Source organism: Micromonospora sp. NPDC004540, assembly GCF_040610095.1.
GTDB lineage: Bacteria > Actinomycetota > Actinomycetes > Mycobacteriales > Micromonosporaceae > Micromonospora.
The window spans coordinates 39,471-57,000 of the sequence record NZ_JBEXLR010000010.1; the positions used below are offsets into that span (position 1 = coordinate 39,471).

16 protein-coding genes are annotated in these 17,530 nt (G+C 72.6%); 7 read left to right on the plus strand and 9 right to left on the minus strand.

From position 1 onward, the window contains the following. Positions 1-19 precede the first annotated feature (19 nt). Complete coding sequence (locus ABZV78_RS05590) at positions 20-2,161, minus strand: ATP-dependent DNA helicase (protein ID WP_355635586.1); 2,142 nt, start codon at positions 2,159-2,161, stop codon at positions 20-22. A 124-nt stretch (positions 2,162-2,285) separates the two neighbouring features. On the opposite strand from ABZV78_RS05590, the gene ABZV78_RS05595 reads away from it, so the two are divergent. Then, complete coding sequence (locus ABZV78_RS05595; RefSeq protein WP_355635588.1) at positions 2,286-2,792, plus strand: DUF402 domain-containing protein; 507 nt, start codon at positions 2,286-2,288, stop codon at positions 2,790-2,792. A gap of 7 nt (positions 2,793-2,799) precedes the next feature. Here the strand turns inward: ABZV78_RS05595 and sigJ are convergent, their stop codons facing one another. Continuing rightward, positions 2,800-3,753, minus strand: coding sequence for an RNA polymerase sigma factor SigJ (sigJ, locus tag ABZV78_RS05600; RefSeq protein ID WP_355635590.1), 954 nt, complete (start codon positions 3,751-3,753; stop codon positions 2,800-2,802). Positions 3,754-3,867: 114 nt separating this feature from the next. On the opposite strand from sigJ, the gene ABZV78_RS05605 reads away from it, so the two are divergent. The 3 genes from ABZV78_RS05605 (at position 3,868) to ABZV78_RS05615 (ending at position 6,610) form a co-directional block, all read left to right on the plus strand. After that, positions 3,868-4,857: a PPK2 family polyphosphate kinase gene (locus ABZV78_RS05605; RefSeq protein ID WP_355635592.1), complete on the plus strand. Its 990-nt coding sequence runs from the start codon at positions 3,868-3,870 to the stop codon at positions 4,855-4,857. Positions 4,858-4,977: 120 nt separating this feature from the next. Next, complete coding sequence (locus tag ABZV78_RS05610; protein ID WP_091267422.1) at positions 4,978-5,604, plus strand: DUF47 family protein; 627 nt, start codon at positions 4,978-4,980, stop codon at positions 5,602-5,604. A 4-nt stretch (positions 5,605-5,608) separates the two neighbouring features. Continuing rightward, a complete protein-coding gene (locus tag ABZV78_RS05615; RefSeq protein WP_355635593.1) occupies positions 5,609-6,610 on the plus strand; it encodes an inorganic phosphate transporter in 1,002 nt (333 codons plus the stop codon). Between the two features lie 42 nt (positions 6,611-6,652). Here ABZV78_RS05615 and ABZV78_RS05620 read toward each other — a convergent pair whose 3' ends face one another. Then, positions 6,653-7,621 (minus strand): Gfo/Idh/MocA family oxidoreductase, encoded by a 969-nt coding sequence (locus tag ABZV78_RS05620; RefSeq protein ID WP_355635595.1) that lies wholly within the window; start codon positions 7,619-7,621, stop codon positions 6,653-6,655. Positions 7,622-7,630: 9 nt separating this feature from the next. Further along, positions 7,631-8,611, minus strand: a complete 981-nt coding sequence (locus tag ABZV78_RS05625; RefSeq protein ID WP_355635597.1) for a LysR family transcriptional regulator — start codon at positions 8,609-8,611, stop codon at positions 7,631-7,633. Between the two features lie 123 nt (positions 8,612-8,734). Here ABZV78_RS05625 and ABZV78_RS05630 point away from each other — a divergent pair, with 123 nt between their 5' ends. Both ABZV78_RS05630 and ABZV78_RS05635 read left to right on the plus strand, forming a co-directional pair. After that, positions 8,735-10,042 carry an MFS transporter gene (locus ABZV78_RS05630; protein WP_355635599.1) on the plus strand — a complete coding sequence of 436 codons (1,308 nt, stop codon included), beginning with the start codon at positions 8,735-8,737 and terminating at the stop codon, positions 10,040-10,042. Between the two features lie 9 nt (positions 10,043-10,051). Continuing rightward, the gene (locus ABZV78_RS05635) at positions 10,052-10,879 is read left to right on the plus strand and encodes an NUDIX hydrolase (RefSeq protein ID WP_355635601.1); all 828 of its coding nucleotides are present in this window, start codon (positions 10,052-10,054) and stop codon (positions 10,877-10,879) included. Between the two features lie 2 nt (positions 10,880-10,881). Here the strand turns inward: ABZV78_RS05635 and ABZV78_RS05640 are convergent, their stop codons facing one another. Further along, a complete protein-coding gene (locus ABZV78_RS05640) occupies positions 10,882-11,838 on the minus strand; it encodes a YafY family protein (protein WP_355635603.1) in 957 nt (318 codons plus the stop codon). 63 nt (positions 11,839-11,901) lie between these two features. Here ABZV78_RS05640 and ABZV78_RS05645 point away from each other — a divergent pair, with 63 nt between their 5' ends. Then, the gene (locus ABZV78_RS05645) at positions 11,902-13,092 is read left to right on the plus strand and encodes an epoxide hydrolase family protein (RefSeq protein WP_355635605.1); all 1,191 of its coding nucleotides are present in this window, start codon (positions 11,902-11,904) and stop codon (positions 13,090-13,092) included. A 78-nt stretch (positions 13,093-13,170) separates the two neighbouring features. On the opposite strand, the gene pstB is transcribed toward ABZV78_RS05645, so the two are convergent. From pstB to pstS, 4 genes are read right to left on the minus strand one after another with little or no spacing between them, the layout of a single operon-like run. Further along, complete coding sequence (gene pstB / locus ABZV78_RS05650; protein WP_091317434.1) at positions 13,171-13,947, minus strand: phosphate ABC transporter ATP-binding protein PstB; 777 nt, start codon at positions 13,945-13,947, stop codon at positions 13,171-13,173. A 20-nt stretch (positions 13,948-13,967) separates the two neighbouring features. After that, entirely contained in the window at positions 13,968-15,056 is a 1,089-nt protein-coding gene (gene pstA, locus ABZV78_RS05655; RefSeq protein ID WP_355635607.1) for a phosphate ABC transporter permease PstA, read from the minus strand. Between the two features lie 58 nt (positions 15,057-15,114). Beyond that, a complete protein-coding gene (gene pstC / locus ABZV78_RS05660; protein WP_355635609.1) occupies positions 15,115-16,200 on the minus strand; it encodes a phosphate ABC transporter permease subunit PstC in 1,086 nt (361 codons plus the stop codon). Positions 16,201-16,244: 44 nt separating this feature from the next. Further along, positions 16,245-17,348 (minus strand): phosphate ABC transporter substrate-binding protein PstS, encoded by a 1,104-nt coding sequence (pstS, locus tag ABZV78_RS05665; protein ID WP_355635611.1) that lies wholly within the window; start codon positions 17,346-17,348, stop codon positions 16,245-16,247. Positions 17,349-17,530: the final 182 nt, after the last annotated feature.

Consider the following 17,530-nt stretch of genomic DNA (forward strand, 5'->3'; position numbering starts at 1 on the left):
ACCGGGGGAGGCGCGGGCGTCAGCTCTTCCCGAGCCGTTCCAGCGCGCCCCGCGCCACGTCGGGGCGGGTGGTGTACCAGAACGGGGGCAGCGAGCGGCGCAGGAACGGGCCGTAGCCCCGGGCCGTCTCCAGCCGGGAGTCGAGCACCGCCACCACGCCCCGGTCGCCGGTGGCCCGGATCAGCCGGCCGACCCCCTGGGCCAGCCGGACCGCCGCGATCGGCACGCTCACCGCCGCGAAGCCGGAGCCGCCGCCCGCGTCGACCGCCGCCGCCCGGGCCGCCGCGAGCGGCTCGTCGGGCCGGGGGAAGGGCAGCCGGTCGATCACCACGAGCTGGCAGGAGTCGCCCGGCACGTCCACCCCCTGCCAGAGCGACATCACCCCGAACAGGCAGCTCTCCCGCTCCTCGCGGAACCGGCGGACCAGCAGCGGCAGCGCCTCCTCGCCCTGGAGCAGCACCGGCAGATCGGTGCGCGCGCGCAGCAGCTCCGCCGCCTGTTGCGCGGCCCGGCGGGAGGAGAAGAGCCCGAGGGTACGCCCGCCGAGCGCCCCGACCAGCGCCAGCAGCTCCTCGCCGGCCGCCTCGGGCAGCCCGGAGACGCTGGGCCGGGGCAGGTGCGCGGCGACGTAGAGGATGCCCTGCCGGGCGTAGTCGAAGGGTGAGCCGACGTCGAGCGATGTCCAGCCGGGCCCCTCGGTGGCCGGTACGGTGCCGATCGCCGCCCGGCTGCCGTCGGTGCTCGCCACCGGTGGCGTGGTGCCGGCCCGGCCGGCGGCGGCCGCGGTGGCCAGCGCGGCGGCGGCCGGCGAGGGCGGGGCGGGCGGCGGTGCGTCCAGCCCCAGCGCCCGGGCCACCGTGTCGAACCGGCCGCCCAGCGCCAGGGTGGCCGAGGTGGCGACCACGGTGCGCTCGTCGTAGAGGTGGGTGGCGAGGGTGCCGGCGACCGAGAGCGGCGCCACCACCAGCGCCCGGCGGCTGCCGTTCTCCGGCTTCTCCACCCAGGCCACGTCGTGGTCGGCCTCCTCCAGCAGCCGCTGCGCGGTGGTGGAGAGCTCGTCCAGCACGGCCTTGGCCTGCTGCTTGCGCACCGGGTCCGGGTCGTCGGCCTTGATGTCGCCGATCGCCTCCAGCGCGGCCCGGGTGGCCGCGTCGAGCAGGGTGCACGCCTCGCGCAGCGCGGGCGGCAGGCCGTTGGTGAGCCGCCCGGCCGGCGCCTCGGCCAGCCCCACGGCGAGCGCGTCGCCGGCCTCGGTGAGCCGTTCGGCCACGTCGGGGCGGAGCAGCGGCCGGGCCCGGCGGGCGGACCGGTCGATGAGCTGGGGCTCCAGCTCGGCCTGGGCCGCCGAGGAGACCCGGTCGGCCAGCTCGTGCGCCTCGTCCACCACGAGCAGCTTGTGCGGCGGCACGATGTGCCGGCCGGCGAGCATGTCGACGGCGAGCAGGCTGTGGTTGGTGACCACGATGTCCGCCTCGCGGGCCCGGGCCCGGGACGCCTCCGCGAAGCACTCCTGCCCGAACGGGCAGCGGGTGGCGCCCACGCACTCCCGGGCCGGCATCGAGACGCTCCGCCAGACCTGGTCGTCCACGCCCGGGTCCAGCTCGTCCCGGTCGCCGGTGGCGGTCTCCTCGGCCCAGTCGCGCAGCCGCTGCATCTGCTTGCCCAGCCGGCCCGCCTCGCCGAGCCACTTCGTGCCGCCGCCCGGGCGCGGGGCGTCGAAGAGGGTGTCCTCCGGCTCCTCCTCGACCGAGTTGTCGAGCCGGGCCAGGCAGAGGTAGTGGTGCCGTCCCTTGAGCACGGCGAAGGTGGGGCGGCGGCCCAGCACCGGCTCGACCGCGTCGGCCAGCCGGGGCAGGTCGTGGTCGACCAGCTGGGACTGCAACGCCAGGGTGGCGGTGGAGACCACCACCGGGCCGTCCACGGTCAGCGACGGGGCCAGGTAGGCCAGCGACTTGCCGGTGCCGGTGCCGGCCTGCACGAGCAGGTGCTCGCGGGAGGCGATGCTCCGCTCGATCGCCTCGGCCATCTGCTGCTGGCCGGGGCGGGCCGCGCCGCCGGGGACCGCGCCGACCGCGGCGGCCAGCAGCTCGCCGCCGCCGGGCTTGCCGCCCCGGCGCTTCTTGGGGACGGCGGGGCCGGTGGCGGTGCGGGGCGGGGTCACCGTGCGACCGTACCCGCCGCGGCCGACAGGGGGTGGGTCGCTCCGCCGCGTGGCGTGGCCGGCAGGTCGCGTCCGGTTACCTGCCGATCGCGTCGCGTGGCCGGAATCGGTTAGGGTGCCAGTCATGCCGAGCGACGTGGTCCGCGTGATCTACCGCAAGTACGACGGCAGCGCACACCGCGACTACCCGGCCCGCCGGCTCGCCGAGGACGACCTCGGCGTCTGGCTCGGCGTGCCGGCCGGCACCGAGTCGGTCTACCACGGCCGGCCCTCCGTGGAGCGGATCCCGTTCGTCCTGCTGGTGCCCCGGCACGGCTGGTGGACCGGCATGTTCAACCCGCCCCCGCGCACCAGTGAGGTCTACTGCGACATCGCCACACCGGCGCGCTGGGAGGGCGAGGAGACGGTCCACCTGGTCGACCTCGACCTGGACGTGGTGCGCCGGCGGGAGACCGGCCTCGTCGAGCTGCGCGACGAGGACGAGTTCGCCGAGCACCGGGCCCGCTGGGGTTACCCCGACGACGTGGTGGCCGAGGCCGAGGCCGCGGCCCGCTGGCTGCTCGGCGCGCTCGGCGACGGCACCGAGCCGTTCGCCACCTCCTACCGCAAGTGGCTGGCCCTGGTGGTCTGAGCCGGGCTCAGTAGCGCGGCGGCCAGCCCTCGGCCTCGACGCCGCTCAGGTGGGCCACCTTCTCCGGGTTGAGCTGGTTGAACACGCCGGTGATCCGCCCCTCGTGCACGGCGAACGAGGTGACCATCCGCAGCGGCCGCCCGTCCCGGAACACCGTCTCCGCCTGCCAGCCGAGCGCGCCGTCGACCAGCACCGGCCGGGCGTGCAGGCGCTCGCCGTACCGGGCGGCCTGGCCGAAGAGGCCGAGGATGAAGCGGCCCGCCAGGTCGGCGCCGACCACCGGCCGACGGGCGGCCGGGAAGTGCCCGCCGCTGTCGCCGATCACCACCACGTCCGGGGCGAGCACCTCGACCAGCCGGTCCAGCTCGCCGGACTCGACCGCCGCCACGAACGCGGCGAGCACCTTGTGCTGCTCGGCCAGGTCGGCCGTGTGCCGCGGGACGTCCGGCGCGGTGACCGCGCGGCGGCCCCGGGAGGCGAGCTGCCGGGCGGCCGCCGGCGTGGTGCCGAGCACCTCGGCGACCGTGGCGAACGGCACGGCGAAGACGTCGTGCAGCACGAAGGCCACCCGCTGCTCGGGGGTCAGCCGCTCCAGCACCACGAGCAGGGCGGTGCCGAGCTGGTCGGCCCGGACCGCCCGTTCGGCCGGGTCGGGGGCGAACCCGTCCGCGGTCGGGACCGCGCTCACCACCGGCTCCGGCAGCCACTGACCGGGGTACGCCTCGCGGCGCACCCGGGCCGAGCGGAGCACGTCCAGGCAGATCCGCGAGCAGGTGGTGGTGAGCCAGCCGCGCAGGTCGCGGACCTGTTCCCGGGCGGCCGGGTCGCCGAGCGCGCCCGCGTAGCGCAGCCAGGTCTCCTGGACCGCGTCCTCGGCCTCGCTCCGGCTGCCCAGCATCCGCTGGGCCACCGCCAGCAGGTGCCCGCGTTCCGCCTCGAACTCCGCCGCCCGCTCGTGCACGTCGCGCCCCTCCCGCCCGGTGCACCCATTCTCCCCGTACCCCTGGACGCGCCGCCGCCCTGGGTGACACCCGCTCGGGAGGCGGTGGCGGGCGGGGTGGGTGAGGATCGAGGGATGAGCGGTGTCGACGAGGTGGTGCGGCCCGAGGGCGGGTCGATGCGGGAACTGCTCCGGGCCGGCCCGGGCGGGGTGGACCTGGCGGCGGTGGATCCCCGGTCGACGCCGGGGCTGCCCGGGGCGGCCGGGCGTGGCAGGGCGCGCAAGGAGTGGGCGCGCGGGCAGGTGGAGCTGCTCGGCGCGGAGCTCGGCCGGCAGCAGGAGATGCTGTACGCCTCCGCGAAGGGCGCCGCCGGCCCGGGGAGCGCGACCAGTGCGCCCACCCAGGCCGGCGCCCAGCTCGACGGTGACCGCCCGCGCCGGGTGCTGCTGGTGCTCCAGGCCATGGACTGCGGCGGCAAGGACGGCACGGTCAAGCGGGTGGCCGGCGCCATGAACCCGCTCGGCCTGCACATCCGCTCGTTCGGCCCGCCGACCGAGGAGGAGCGGCGGCACGAATTCCTGTGGCGCATCCGCCGGGCCCTCCCGCCCCCCGGCTACGTGGGCGTCTTCAACCGCTCGCACTACGAGGACGTGCTCATCGCCCGGGTCGAGGGCCTGGTCAACGAGGACACCTGGCGGGGCCGCTACGACCTGATCAACGACTTCGAGCGGGAACTGGCCGACAACGCGGTCACCGTGGTGAAGGTCATGCTGCACATCTCGTACGCCGAGCAGGGCGAGCGGCTGATGGAGCGGCTCACCGACCCCACCAAGTACTGGAAGTACAACCCGAGCGATCTGGACACCCGGGCACGGTGGGACGACTACCAGGCGGCGTACGCCGACGCGATCGAGCGGTGCGGCCCGGACGACGCGCCCTGGTTCGTGGTGCCGGCGGACCGGAAGTGGTACCGCGACTGGGCGGTGGCGCACCTGCTCAGGGAGACGTTCGACGGGTTGGATCTGGGGTATCCGCCTGCCGATTTCGACATCGCGCGGGAGCGGGACCGGCTGCGGAGCGAGGGCGGCACGGGGCAAGGTGAACAGCAGGTGAACGAGCGGTGAATCGGGCCTGACCAGGGGTGGGCCGGGCGTTGCCCGGTTCCACGGGGTACCTAGCATGCGCAGAGCAGACGCCTTCCGGGGCGACCGCCACCCTTCCACCGACACGACGAGGTCCGTGCTGTGAAGTTTTCCTTCCGTCCCACCGAGGGCGCCTTCTACGAGCTCTTCACCAGGGCCGCGCAGAACCTGGTGAAGGGAACCGAGCTGCTCAACGAGCTGGCCCTGCCGGGTGTCGAGGTCCAGTCGGTGAGCGAGCGGCTCACCGAGGTCGAGCACGACAGCGACCAGATCACCCACGAGCTCTACAAGAAGATCAACTCCACCTTCATCACCCCGTTCGACCGGGAGGACATCTACCGTCTGGGCTCGCTGCTCGACGACGTGATGGACCACCTGGAGGCGGTCGGCAACCTGCTCTACCTCTACGGCCTGACCAAGCTGCCGTCGCTGCCGCGCGAGATGCACGAGCTGGTGAACGTCCTCGACCAGCAGGCCAAGCTGACCGCCGAGGCGATGCCCCGGCTGAAGTCGATGAAGGATCTCGAAGACTACTGGATCGAGTGCAACCGCCTCGAGAACGACGGTGACCAGGCGTACCGGATGCTGCTGGTCCGCCTCTTCAGCGGTGAGTACGACGCGCTCACGGTGCTGAAGATGAAGGAGGTGGCCGACGAGCTGGAGGCCGCCTGCGACGCCTTCGAGCACGTGGCCAACACCGTCGAGACCATCGCGGTCAAGGAGTCCTGATCCTGTGAGTCCCGAACTCATCGCCGTGCTGGCGGTGATCGTGGTCGCCATGGCGTTCGACTACACGAACGGCTTCCATGACGCGGCCAACGCGATCGCCACCAGCGTGTCCACCCGGGCGCTGACACCCCGGGTCGCCCTCGCGCTGGCCGCCGTCGGCAACTTCATCGGCGCGCACTTCGGCGCCGGGGTGGCCAAGACGGTCGGCGACGGGCTGGTCACCCTGCCCACCGGGATCGAGAGCCTGGGGGTGGTCTTCGCCGGGGTGCTCGGTGCGATCGCCTGGAACCTGATCACCTGGTACTTCGGCCTGCCGTCGTCCTCCTCGCACGCCCTCTTCGGCGGCCTGGTCGGCGCGACCCTCTTCTCCGGCGGCATCGTGCAGTGGGGCAACATCGTCGAGAAGGTCCTCATCCCGATGGTGCTCTCGCCGGTCGTCGGCCTGCTGCTCGGCTTCCTGGTGATGCTGTTGATCATCTGGCTCTTCCGGAAGGGGCAGCCCGGCAAGCTCAACCGCGGCTTCCGCTGGGCGCAGACCGCCTCGGCCGCCGCCATGTCCGTCGGCCACGGCATGCAGGACGCCGCCAAGACCATGGGCATCATCGTGCTGGCCCTCTACACCGGCGGCTTCCAGGAGTCCAAGACGCACATCCCCGGCTGGGTGTTCTGGACCTCCGCGGCCATGCTGGCGGCCGGCACCTACGCGGGCGGCTGGCGGATCATCCGCACCCTGGGTCGGAAGATCATCGACCTGGGCCCGCCCGAGGGCTTCGCGGCCGAGACCGTGGCCAGCGCCGTGCTCTACTTCAACGCCCTGGTGCTGAAGGCCCCGATCTCCACCACCCACACGATCACCTCGGCGATCATGGGTGTCGGCGCGACCAAGCGGCTCTCCGCGGTCCGCTGGAACGTGGCCGGCAACATCGTGATCGCCTGGATCATCACGTTCCCGGCCGCCGCGGCCATCGCCTGCCTGGCGTACCTGCTGGTCCGTCCGCTGTTCTGAGCGACCGACGCCGAGGGGTCCCCCGCCATGGCGGGGGACCCCTTACGCGTAGGAGACGCCGATCCGGTCCTTGATGTCGTCCAGCAGGGCCATCACCTCCAGGGTGGCGGCGTGCGGCACCAGCGGGCTCTCGATCAGCCCGGCCGCCAGGCAGCGCTGCACCTCGATCGCCTCGTACTGGTAGCCGCCGCCGGTCAGGTCGGCCGGGATGGTCTCCGGCTCCGCGCCCAGCCGGTGCAGCACCGCGGCGCCCGGCCGGTAGAACGGCTCCGGCAGGTCGATCCGACCGGTCGTGCCGGTGATCGCGGCGGTGATCGCGGTGGCGCCGACCATCCCGCAGCTCAGCGTCGCCACCGCTCCGGAGTCCCAGCCGAGGACGATGCCGGTGTTCTCGTCCACCTCCTCCGGGCTCAGCTTCGCCCAGGCGTGCACGTGATCGGGTACGCCCAGCAGCAGGTGGGCCAGGCTGAGCGGGTAGACGCCGAGGTCGAGCAGGGCGCCGCCGCCGAGCGTACGGGCCCGCATCCGGTGCTCCGGCGGGAACGGGCCGGCCGTCCCGAAGTCCGCCCGCACGTGGGTCACCTCACCGATGGCGCCCTTCGCGATCAGCTCCAGCACCCGGAGGATCAGCGGATTGGTGCGCATCCACATGGCCTCCATGAGGAAGAGGCCGCGGGCGCGGGCCGTCTCGACCAGCTCCGTGGTGGTGGCCAGGTCGAGCGTGCAGGGCTTCTCCACCAGCACGGCCTTGTCGCCGGCCAGGCAGGTGAGGGCCGCCTCGTGGTGCGCGGCGTGCGGGGTGGCCACGTAGATGACATCCACGTCCGGGTCCGCGGCCAGTTCCGCCCAGGAGGCGTACGCCCGGGGCACGTCGTGCCGCCGCGCGAACAGCTCGGCGCTCTCCCGGGTACGCGAGCCGACCGCCACCAGCTCGGCCCCCGGCACCAGCCGCAGGTCCTCGGCGAAACGGGCGGCGATGTTGCCGGTGGCCAGGATTCCCCAACGCGTCATGCCGGCACGCTATCCCGGGCCGTCGCCGCGCCAGGCAGAAGATCCACCCGTCGGGAATGAGGGTGTCGTCGCCCAGGACGGACGCCAGGCCGTCCCGGGGAGCGGTGTCAGGCTCGCGAAGTGGTTGATGATCGCCCGAAGTCCGGGGTGCGGATTCGTTCTGGGGACCATGAGCGAGAGCGGGTAGGCGAGCGTCGGGTTCACGATCGGGATGCGGCGAAGGTCGTGGCACGTCGGCCAGATGTACCGGTCGCGGGCGCCGACGAGGGTGGCCACGTCGGCGGATTCCGCGAGGGCGTCGAGGAGCACCTCGTCACCGAAGTGCGGGCCGGCCGCGTCGATGCGGAGGTCGAAGGCGGTGGCGAGCTGGTCGTAGAACTCCGCCCATTCGCTCCGGGGCGCGATCCCCGGCACCCAGATCCGACGCCTGCGCAGCTGGGATGGTGTCAGTGTCCGTGCGGAGGCGAGCGGATGCCGGGGGCCGACGAGGAGTTCCAGCGGGGAGTCGAAGGCGTGGATCATTCGCACGTCGCGCGGCAGCGTGGCCGGATCGGTGACGGTGCGGAACGAGGCGTCGACATCGCCTGCCTGGACGGCGGCGGCCGCCACGTGGGGGTCGTCGACCCGGAGGGTCACCACGTCGAGGTGGGTTCCGGGATGCGACCGCCAGTAGTCGTGCAGAAGCACGGCCTGCGCGCTGCGCAGGCCCAGCACGTCGATCCGAAGGGCCCGCGAGCCCGGCCGTACCGCGCTGACGGCGCGATCGACACCCGCCACGATGCTCCGGGCGTGTGGGAGGAACGCCTGGCCGTCGAGGGTCAGTTCGACCCCTCGGGCCGTACGGGTGAACAGGCGGACCCCCAGCTCGCGCTCCAGGGCGGCGACCCGCTTCGAGACCGCCTGCTGGGTCACGCCCAGCTCGTCGGCCGCGTGTTGCAACTGGCCGAGCCCGGCCGCCCGGACGAACGAGCGCACCGCCTCGGTATCCACCGGGCCAGCCTATGACCGCCCAACCGATCGTTGTGGCTCGCCGGAAGGCGGTTGTTTGATCCCGCTCGCCGGCAACCGATGTGATCCGGGGACCCGGACATCGGTTGTTCTCGGAGGAGTCAGGTGCGCGTGAGACTGGGGCCCGGTTTCGGCTGGCTGTGGTCGGCCTACGCCGTCAGCACGTACGGCACGTGGATCGCCTTCGGAGCGTTCCCGCTCATCGCGGTCCGGGTGCTGCACTCGTCGGCATTCGCGGTCTCGCTTCTGGAGGCGGCCGGGCTTGCCGTCGCGGCGATCATCGCGTTCCCGCTCGGGCCGTGGGTCGAGCACCGGTCCAAGCGTCCGGTGATGATCGCGATGGACCTGGCCCGGTTCCTCGCGATGGCGAGTGTTCCGGTCGCGTACTTCCTCGGCCTGCTGTCCTACGGCCAGCTGCTGGTGGTCTCGGTCATCTCCGGAACTGCGAGCATCGCCTTCACCGCCGCATCCGGCGCGTACCTGAAACACCTCGTCCGCGGTGATCAGCTCCTGGTCGCGAACGCGAGATTCGAGGGCACGAGCTGGGTGGCGACCGCGGCCGGCCCGCCGCTCGGCGGCGCGCTCATCGGGCTGCTCGGCCCGGTCGTCACCATCATGGTCGACGCCTTCAGCTACCTGCTGTCCGCGCTCGGGGTCCTCCGCATCCGCGGCGGCGACGTCGCGGCGCCCCGCGAACCGGCCAGCACGTTGCGCGGAGCCGACCTCCTCGGAGGTTGGCGGTTCATCCGCCACGACCGCGCACTACGGTGCCTGTTCCTCAACTCGATCCTGGTCGGCGGCCTGATCATGGCCACCGTCCCACCGCTGGCCGTCCTCCTGCTGGGCGAATACCACTTCCCGGCCTGGCAGTACGGTCTCGCCTTCGGCATCCCGGCACTCGGCGGCTTCGTGGGTGCCCGCCTCTCCGCGCGCCTCGTGCGGCGTCACGGCCGGCACCGGGTCCTGACCGTCTCCGGCTGGCTGCGATCGCTCTTCCCGCTCGGTCTCGCGTTCACCCAGCCCGGCATCACCGGGCTCCTCACCGTCATCGTCGTCGAGGGGCTGCTGATCACCTGCATGGCCATCTTCAACCCGATCTACGCCACCGAACGCCTGCAACGGACTCCCGCGGACCATGCCGCCCAGGTCCTCACCACCTGGAGTGTCAGTAGCAAACTCGTGCAGGCCACCCTCATGGTGATCTGGGGCCTCCTCGCCACACTCACCAGCCCCCTCGCCGCGATCACCACCTCCGGCGTTCTCCTGCTGGTCACCCCGCTCCTGCTGCCCGGACGGACACACCTGTTCCACTCGGAACCCGCTCGATCGGCCGAAGGCGTCCCGGCCGCGTGGACAGCGCCCGGGCGCCTCGCGCCGAGCCGCCGGGGAAGCGGTCCAGCCGTCGGGAACTAGGCTCGGGTCATGACGATCGACGGCTTCGCCGCACCCCCCGCCCTGGTGGAGCACGCCCGCCGGTTCCGCGCCGAGGGCGGCGTGCCGGCCGTGCCCCGGGTCGCCGCCACCGTGCTGCTGCTCCGTCCGGCCGGCGCCGACTTCGAGGTGTACCTGATCCGCCGGGTGGCCGCGATGACCTTCGGCGGGATGTACGCCTTCCCCGGCGGCGGCGTGGACCGCTCCGACTCGCAGGCCCACCTGGACTGGGCCGGCCCGACGCCGGCCGGCTGGGGGGAGCGGCTCCGGCTCGCCCCCGACGCCGCCCAGGCGGTGGTCTGCGCCGCCGCTCGTGAGGTCTTCGAGGAGGCGGGCGTGCTGCTGGCCGGCCCGGACGGCGGGACCGTGGTGGGCGACGTGAGCGGCGACGACTGGGAGGCGGCCCGGCAGGACCTGGTGGCCCGGCGGACCGGCTTCGCCGACCTGCTGGCCGGGCAGGGGCTCACCCTCCGGTCCGACCTGCTGCTGCCGTGGAGCCGGTGGATCACCCCGGAGTTCGAGCCGCGCCGCTTCGACACGTACTTCTTCGTCGCCCTGCTGCCGGAGGGGCAGCGGACCCGGGACGTCTCCGGCGAGGCCGACCACACGCTGTGGCTGCGCCCGGCGGACGCCCTGGCCCGGGCGGAGGCCGGCGAGCTGACCATGCTCCCGCCCACCCTGGTCACCCTCGCCGAGGTCGCCGCCGCTGGCGACCTGGCCGGCGTGGCCCGCGCGGCGGCGGAACGCGACCCCGGCACGCCGGTCACCCCGCACCTCGACCTCTCCGACGCCGACGACCCGCGCTTCCGCCTCTCCTGACCTCAGCCGGCGGCGCGGAGGTAGCGGGCCGCGAGGGTGCGCAGCAGGTCGGCCAGTTCGGGCGGGTCCTCGACGGTGAAGTCGAGGTCGAGCAGGCCGAGCCAGACCGCTATGGTCTCCAGCCGGTCGGCGCCGGTGTGCAGGAGGCAGGTCGCGTCGCCGGCCGGCTCGACGGTGCCGACGGCCGGGTTGATCCGGTCGGCCACCACCTCGGCGGGGGCGTGCACGCGGACCCGGGCCCGGTGCCGCCAGGCGGCCGAGGAGACGCCGTGCCGGACCCGGTCCACCACGTCCCCGGGCAGGTCGCGGGCCGCGAACCGGGGGCCGGTCGGGGTACGCGGACTGATCCGGTCCACCCGGAAGGTGCGCCAGTCGTCCCGGGCCGGGTCGAAGGCCACCAGGTACCAGCGTCGCCCCCAGTTGACCAGCCGGTACGGCTCGACGTCCCGCCGGTCGGCGGTCCCGTCGTGCCGGACGTAGTCGAACCGCAGCCGTTCCCGGTCCCGGCAGGCGGCCCCGATCACGCTGAGCGTCTCGGCGTCCACGGTCGGGCCGGGCTGGTCGTGCGGCACCCGGACGGTGTGCGTGTGCAGGGCGGTGACCCGGCGGCGCAGCCGGTGGGGCAGCACCTGCTCCAGCTTGGCCAGCGCGCGCAGCGAGGTCTCCTCGATGCCGGCGACGCTTCCGCCGGCGGCGGTCCGCAGCCCGACGGCCACCGCCACCGCCTCCTCGTCGTCGAGGAGCAGCGGGGGCAGGGCCGCCCCGGCGCCGAGCCGGTAGCCGCCCACGGCGCCCCGGGTGCCGTGCACCGGGTAGCCGAGCGCACGCAGCCGCTCCACGTCGTTGCGCACGGTCCGGGTGCTCACCGCCAGGCGCTCGGCGAGTTCGGCGCCGGTCCAGTCGCGCGGGGTCTGCAACAGCGACAGCAGGCGCAGCAGCCGCGCCGAGGTCTCCAACATCCTGCGGATTCTGCCAGGCCATTAGGAACGAAGTGTTCCTAATCAATCTCTACGCTCATGAGCATGGCTGAGAACACCGCGATCGTCCCGTTCCGTATCGACGTCCCGCAGGCCGACCTGGACGACCTCGCCGACCGGCTGGCCCGGACCCGCTGGGCCGAGGAACTGCCCGCCGACCCCGACCCGGCCGCGCCCGCCGGCCCGATCCCGCCCGGCTGGGAGTACGGCGTCCCGCTGAGCTGGGTGCGGCGGCTGGCCGAGCGCTGGCGCACGGCGTACGACTGGCGGGAGTGGGAGGCGCGGCTCAACGCGTACCCGCAGTTCACCACCGAGATCGACGGGCAGCGCATCCACTTCCTGCACGTCCGCTCGCCGGAGCCGGACGCCACGCCGCTGATCCTCACCCACGGCTGGCCCGGCACGGTCGCCGAGTGGCTGGACGTGATCGGTCCGCTGACCGACCCGCGGGCGCACGGCGGTGACCCGTCCGACGCCTTCCACCTGGTGATCCCGTCGGTGCCCGGCTTCGGCTTCTCCGGGCCGACCCGGGAGCGTGGCTGGAACCGTTTCCGGGTGGCCCGCGCCTGGGCCGAGCTGATGCGCCGCCTCGGCTACGAGCGCTACGGCACGGCCGGCAACGACCTCGGCGCGTTCGTCTCCCCCGAGGTGGGCCGGGCCGACCCGGAGCACGTGCTCGGGGTGCACGTCACGCAGGTCTTCTCCCTGCCCTCCGGTGACCCCGCCGAGTTGGCGGCGCTCACCGAGGAGGAGCGGGGCAAGGTGGCGTTCGCCGACTGGTTCGTGCAGCGGCGCGGCGGCTACGACAAGCTGCACTCGACCGAGCCGCAGAACGTCGCGCACGCGCTGGCCGACTCGCCCGTGGGCCTGCTCGGCTGGCTGGGCCAGCTCATGGGGGATCAGCTCGACGTCGACCACGTGCTCACCAACACGACCATCTACTGGCTGACCAACACCGCCGCGTCCGCGGCCCGCTACTACTACGAGGACGCCGAGGTGGTGCACCCGACGCAGAAGGTCAACGGCCGGGGCGCGACCGCGCCGGAGCCGACCACGGTGCCGCTCGGCCTGGCCAACTTCGCCTGGGACTTCCAGTCGATCCGCACGCTCGCCGAGCGCGACCACAAGAACATCGTCTCCTGGCACACCTACGACCGGGGCGGGCACTTCGCGGCCCACCAGGTGCCTGACCTGCTGGCGGCGGACCTGCGGCGGTTCTTCGCCGCGCTGCGCTGAGCGGAGCCGGTGCGCCGGACACGCCGAGGGCCCCGGTCGGGATCGACCGGGGCCCTCGCGGACCGGGTTGTCAGCGGCTCAGCCGAAGCGGCCGGTGATGTAGTCCTCGGTCTTCTTCTGGCTCGGGTTGCTGAAGATCTTCTGGGTGTTGTCGTACTCGATGAGCCGGCCCGGGTCGCCGGTCTTCTCGATGGAGAAGAAGGCGGTCCGGTCCGACACCCGGGCGGCCTGCTGCATGTTGTGCGTGACGATGATGATGGTGAACTTGTCCTTGAGCTGGAACATCAGGTCCTCGATGGCCAGCGTGGAGATCGGGTCGAGCGCCGAGCAGGGCTCGTCCATGAGCACCACCTGCGGCTCGACCGCGATGGTCCGGGCGATGCAGAGCCGCTGCTGCTGACCGCCGGAGAGGCCGGCGCCGGGCTTGCCGAGCCGGTCCTTCACCTCGTCCCAGAGGTTCGCCGAGCGGAGCGCCTTCTCGGCCGCCTCCTCCAGGATCGACTTGCGCCGGACGCCGTTGAGCCGCAGACCGGCCACCACGTTCTCGAAGATGCTCATGGTGGGGAACGGGTTCGGCCGCTGGAAGACCATGCCGATCATCCGGCGGACCGCGGTGACGTCGACGTCCCGGTCGTAGATGTCCTGATTGTCGATGGTCAGGCTGCCCTCGACCCGGGCCCCCGGGAGCACCTCGTGCATCCGGTTGATCGACCGCAGGAAGGTGGACTTGCCGCAGCCGGACGGGCCGATCAGGGCGGTCACCGTCTTCGGCTCGACGGTGAGGCTGATGTTCTCGATCGCCTTGAACCCGCCGTAGTAGGCGGTGACGTCGGTGGCTTCGATGCGCTTGGCCATGGTGGTGGTACCTCCGGGGTTCATCGGCCGAGCCGGTTGCGACGGGCCAGCAACTTCGCCGCGACGGTCAGGATGAGGACGAGGGCGACCAGGGTCAGCGCCGCGGTCCACGCCCGCGCCGGCGAGTACTTCGAGGCCTCGCCGGCCTGCTGGTAGACGAAGAGAGCCAGCGACGACTGGTTGTTCTCGAACGGGTTGAAGTTGATCGCGGCGCCGCCGCCGGCCACGAGCAGCACCGGCGCGGTCTCGCCGGCCGCCCGCGCGATGGCGAGCATGATGCCGGTGACGATGCCGGGCAGCGCGGTCGGCAGCACGACCCGCAGGATGGTCTTCCACTTCGGCACGCCGAGGGCGTACGCGCCCTCGCGCAGCGGGGCCGGCACGAGGCGGAGCATCTCCTCGGTGGAGCGGACCACGGTGGGGAGCATGAGCACGCTCAGCGCCAGCGCGGCGGCGAAGCCGGAGAAGCCCGGCCGGCCGTCGTTGAACCACGGCGAGACGATCAGCACCCAGAAGGCCAGTACGAACAGGCCGGTCACGATCGACGGGATGCCGGTCATCACGTCCACGAAGAAGCGGATGGTGAAGGCGAACCGGCCCCGGCCGTACTCGACCACGTAGATCGCGCAGAGCACGCCGAGCGGGACGGTGATCAGCGTGGCGATGCCGACCTGCTCCAGGGTGCCCACGATTGCGTGGTAGGCGCCGCCGTTGGCGTCCCGGGCCCCGATGTTGTTCATCGAGGTGCCGAAGAAGTTGCCGTCCAGCCGCTCGGCGCCCTTGCTGACCAGGGTCCACACCACCGAGGCCAGCGGCAGCACCGCCAGCACGAAGGCGGAGTGGATGAGTGCGCTCCAGGTCCGGTTGCGGGCGGCCCGGCGGCCCTCCACCGCGTTCGCGGCGGCGAAGAGCCCGGCCAGGTAGAGCAGCGCGCCGACGACCACGACCAGGACCGGGCCGCCGATGCCGGCGCCGTACACGATGCCGGCCGAGGCCAGCAGGGCCACGACGGCGACGAGGGGCGCGGCGTACGCGGGAAGCCGCTTGGCCCGCAGCGTGACCGGCTGGGCCGGTGGCTGCGGGCGGTGGGAGGTGACGGTGGAGGTCATGCTGGGCTTCCTTCAGTTCGCGACTGCGGGGCTCGCAACCCCGGCTCACTCCTCGCGCTCACGCCGCAGACTCCGTGAACTCGCGGCGGCGGTAGATGATCGCCCGGGCGGTGATGTTGACGATCAGCGTGATCGCGAAGAGCACGAGGCCGGAGGCGATGAGCGCGCCCCGGCCGGTGTCGTTCGCCTCGGCGAACCGGTTCGCGATGTTCGCGGCGATCGAGTTGCCACCGCTCTGCAGGACGTTGAACGAGATGGCGTACGTGGAGCCGAGGGTCAGCGCCAGGGCGATGGTCTCGCCGAGCGCCCGGCCCAGGCCCAGCATCACGGCGGCGATCACGCCCGGCCGGCCGTAGGGCAGGACGGCGGTGCGGACCATCTCCCAGCGGGTGGCGCCCAGCGCGAGGGCGGCCTCCTCGTTGGCGGTCGGGGTCTGCCGGAACACCTCGCGGGAGAGCGAGGTGACGATCGGCAGCACCATGATCGCCAGCACCACCGAGCCGAGCAGGATCGAGTTCCCGTACGGGCCCTCGCCGAAGATCGGGATCCAGCCGAAGTACCGGTTCAGCCAGGCCGACAGGTCGGCGACCGGCTGGGCGAAGTAGTCCCGGCCCCAGAGCCCGAAGACCACGCTCGGCACGGCGGCCAGCAGGTCGATCAGGAAGCCGAGGGCGTTGCCCAGCCGGCGCGGCGCGTAGTGCGACAGGTAGAGGGCGATGCCCAGCGCGACCGGCACCGCGATGAGCAGCGCCAGCAGCGAGCTCAGGACGGTGCCGAAGGCGAGCGCGCCGATGCCGAACTTCGGCGGGTCGTCGTTCGGGAACCAGCCCTCGAAGGTCCAGAAGGACTCGCTGTTCGCCCGCAGGGCCGGCACGGCCTTGGCGATCAGGAAGATCGCGATGGCCGCGATGACCACCAGGACGGTGGTGCCGGCCGCCAGGGTCAGGCCGCGGAACGCCCGTTCCGCGCCGAAGGCCCGGGCCCGGGGCAGCCCGCCGCCGCCCCCCAGTCCGTTTTCGGGCATGCCAGGGATGCCGGAGGGCTCGGCCACACGCGCCGAGGCACCGGCGGGCCACTCGTGGCTCGTGGCCACGTGGGTCCCGCCGGTGCCGGCGTGCGCCGAGCGGTGAGGGGTGTCACCCATCTGCTCGCTCGCTTCGGGGTAGTGGAGGTGTGTCGGTCAGCGGGTCAGGAGAGGCTCTTGACCGCGGTCTCGACCTTGGCGCGGACGGTCTCGGGCAGCGGGGCGTAGCCCAGCTCGACCAGCTCCTGCTGGCCCTCGGCGCTGGCGGCGTGGCTCAGCAGGCCCTTGACCAGGGGCAGCTTGTCGGCGGCGAGGCCCTTGCTGCAGACGATCTCGTAGGTCGCCAGGACGATCGGGTACGCCCCGGCCTCCGTGGTGTTGTAGTCGATCGACATCTTGAGGTCGTTGCCCTGGCCCTCGAACTTGGCCCCGGCGATGGTCTTGCCGGCCGACTCACCGGTCAGCTCGGTGAACTCACCGGCACCGTTCTTGACCTTGGCCATCTTCAGGCCGCCGTTCTCGGCGTACGACCACTCGACGTAGCTGATGGTGCCGTCGGTGCTCTTGACCTTGGCGGCCACGCCGTCGGACTTGGCCGCGCCGACGCCGCCCGGGGCCTTCCAGGCCTTGGCGTTGCTGAAGGTCCAGTCGGACTCGGCGGTCTTCGACAGGTACTTGGTGAAGTTGTCGGTGGTGCCCGACTCGTCGGAGCGGTGCACCGCCTGGATCGCGGTCGACGGAAGCTTGGCGTCCGGGTTGTCGGCCTTGATCGCCGCGTCGTCCCACTTGGTCACCTTGCCGGCGAAGATCTTCGCCAGGGTGGCCGGGCTGAACTGGAGGTTGTCCGCGCCGCTGACGTTGTAGACGATCGCCACCGGGCCGATGACCATCGGCAGGTTGAGGGCCTGGCCGCCGGCGCACTTGGCGTCCGCCTGCGGCTGCTCCTCCGGCTTGAGCGCGGAGTCGGAGCCGGCGAAGTCGGCGGTGCCGGCGATGAAGGCCTGGATGCCGGCGCCCGAGCCGGTGGGCTCGTAGTTGATCGTGGTGCCGGCGCACTTCTGCTGGTACGCCTTGATCCACTCGGCCATGGCGTTCTTCTGCGCGGAGGAGCCCTGCGCGTTCAGCGTGCCCTTGCCGCAGTCGACGGCGGCAGCGGAGCCGGAGGCGGAGGTGCCGGTCGGCTCGTTGTTGTCCGAGCCACAGGCGCTGAGACCGAGCACCGCGGTAAGAGCGAGGCAGGCAATGGCGCCGTGCCGCTGGAGCTTCACCTGAGGGGTTCCCTTCACGTCTTTGTCAGGTCGCCCGGTCTCCCGGGCGCCGGCGCTGACCGGCTGAAAGGAAAGGTAGAAGTGCCAGGTAGACGGTTTGCCGGTCGGAAGTGAACGGAAGATGAACAGGCGCGGCAGGCCGGGTGGCCGTAGCCTGAGGGCCGGTTGTCCAATTCGTGAAC

Excerpts from the sequence above, each read along its gene's own strand:
- ABZV78_RS05595 (WP_355635588.1), top strand. The coding sequence starts at position 2,286 with ATGCCGAGCGACGTGGTCCGCGTGATCTACCGCAAGTACGACGGCAGC.
- ABZV78_RS05605 (WP_355635592.1), top strand. The coding sequence starts at position 3,868 with ATGAGCGGTGTCGACGAGGTGGTGCGGCCCGAGGGCGGGTCGATGCGG.
- ABZV78_RS05620 (WP_355635595.1), bottom strand. The coding sequence starts at position 7,621 with ATGACGCGTTGGGGAATCCTGGCCACCGGCAACATCGCCGCCCGTTTC.
- ABZV78_RS05635 (WP_355635601.1), top strand. The coding sequence starts at position 10,052 with ATGACGATCGACGGCTTCGCCGCACCCCCCGCCCTGGTGGAGCACGCC.
- ABZV78_RS05640 (WP_355635603.1), bottom strand. The coding sequence starts at position 11,838 with ATGTTGGAGACCTCGGCGCGGCTGCTGCGCCTGCTGTCGCTGTTGCAG.
- ABZV78_RS05645 (WP_355635605.1), top strand. The coding sequence starts at position 11,902 with ATGGCTGAGAACACCGCGATCGTCCCGTTCCGTATCGACGTCCCGCAG.
- pstB (WP_091317434.1), bottom strand. The coding sequence starts at position 13,947 with ATGGCCAAGCGCATCGAAGCCACCGACGTCACCGCCTACTACGGCGGG.
- pstA (WP_355635607.1), bottom strand. The coding sequence starts at position 15,056 with ATGACCTCCACCGTCACCTCCCACCGCCCGCAGCCACCGGCCCAGCCG.
- pstC (WP_355635609.1), bottom strand. The coding sequence starts at position 16,200 with ATGGGTGACACCCCTCACCGCTCGGCGCACGCCGGCACCGGCGGGACC.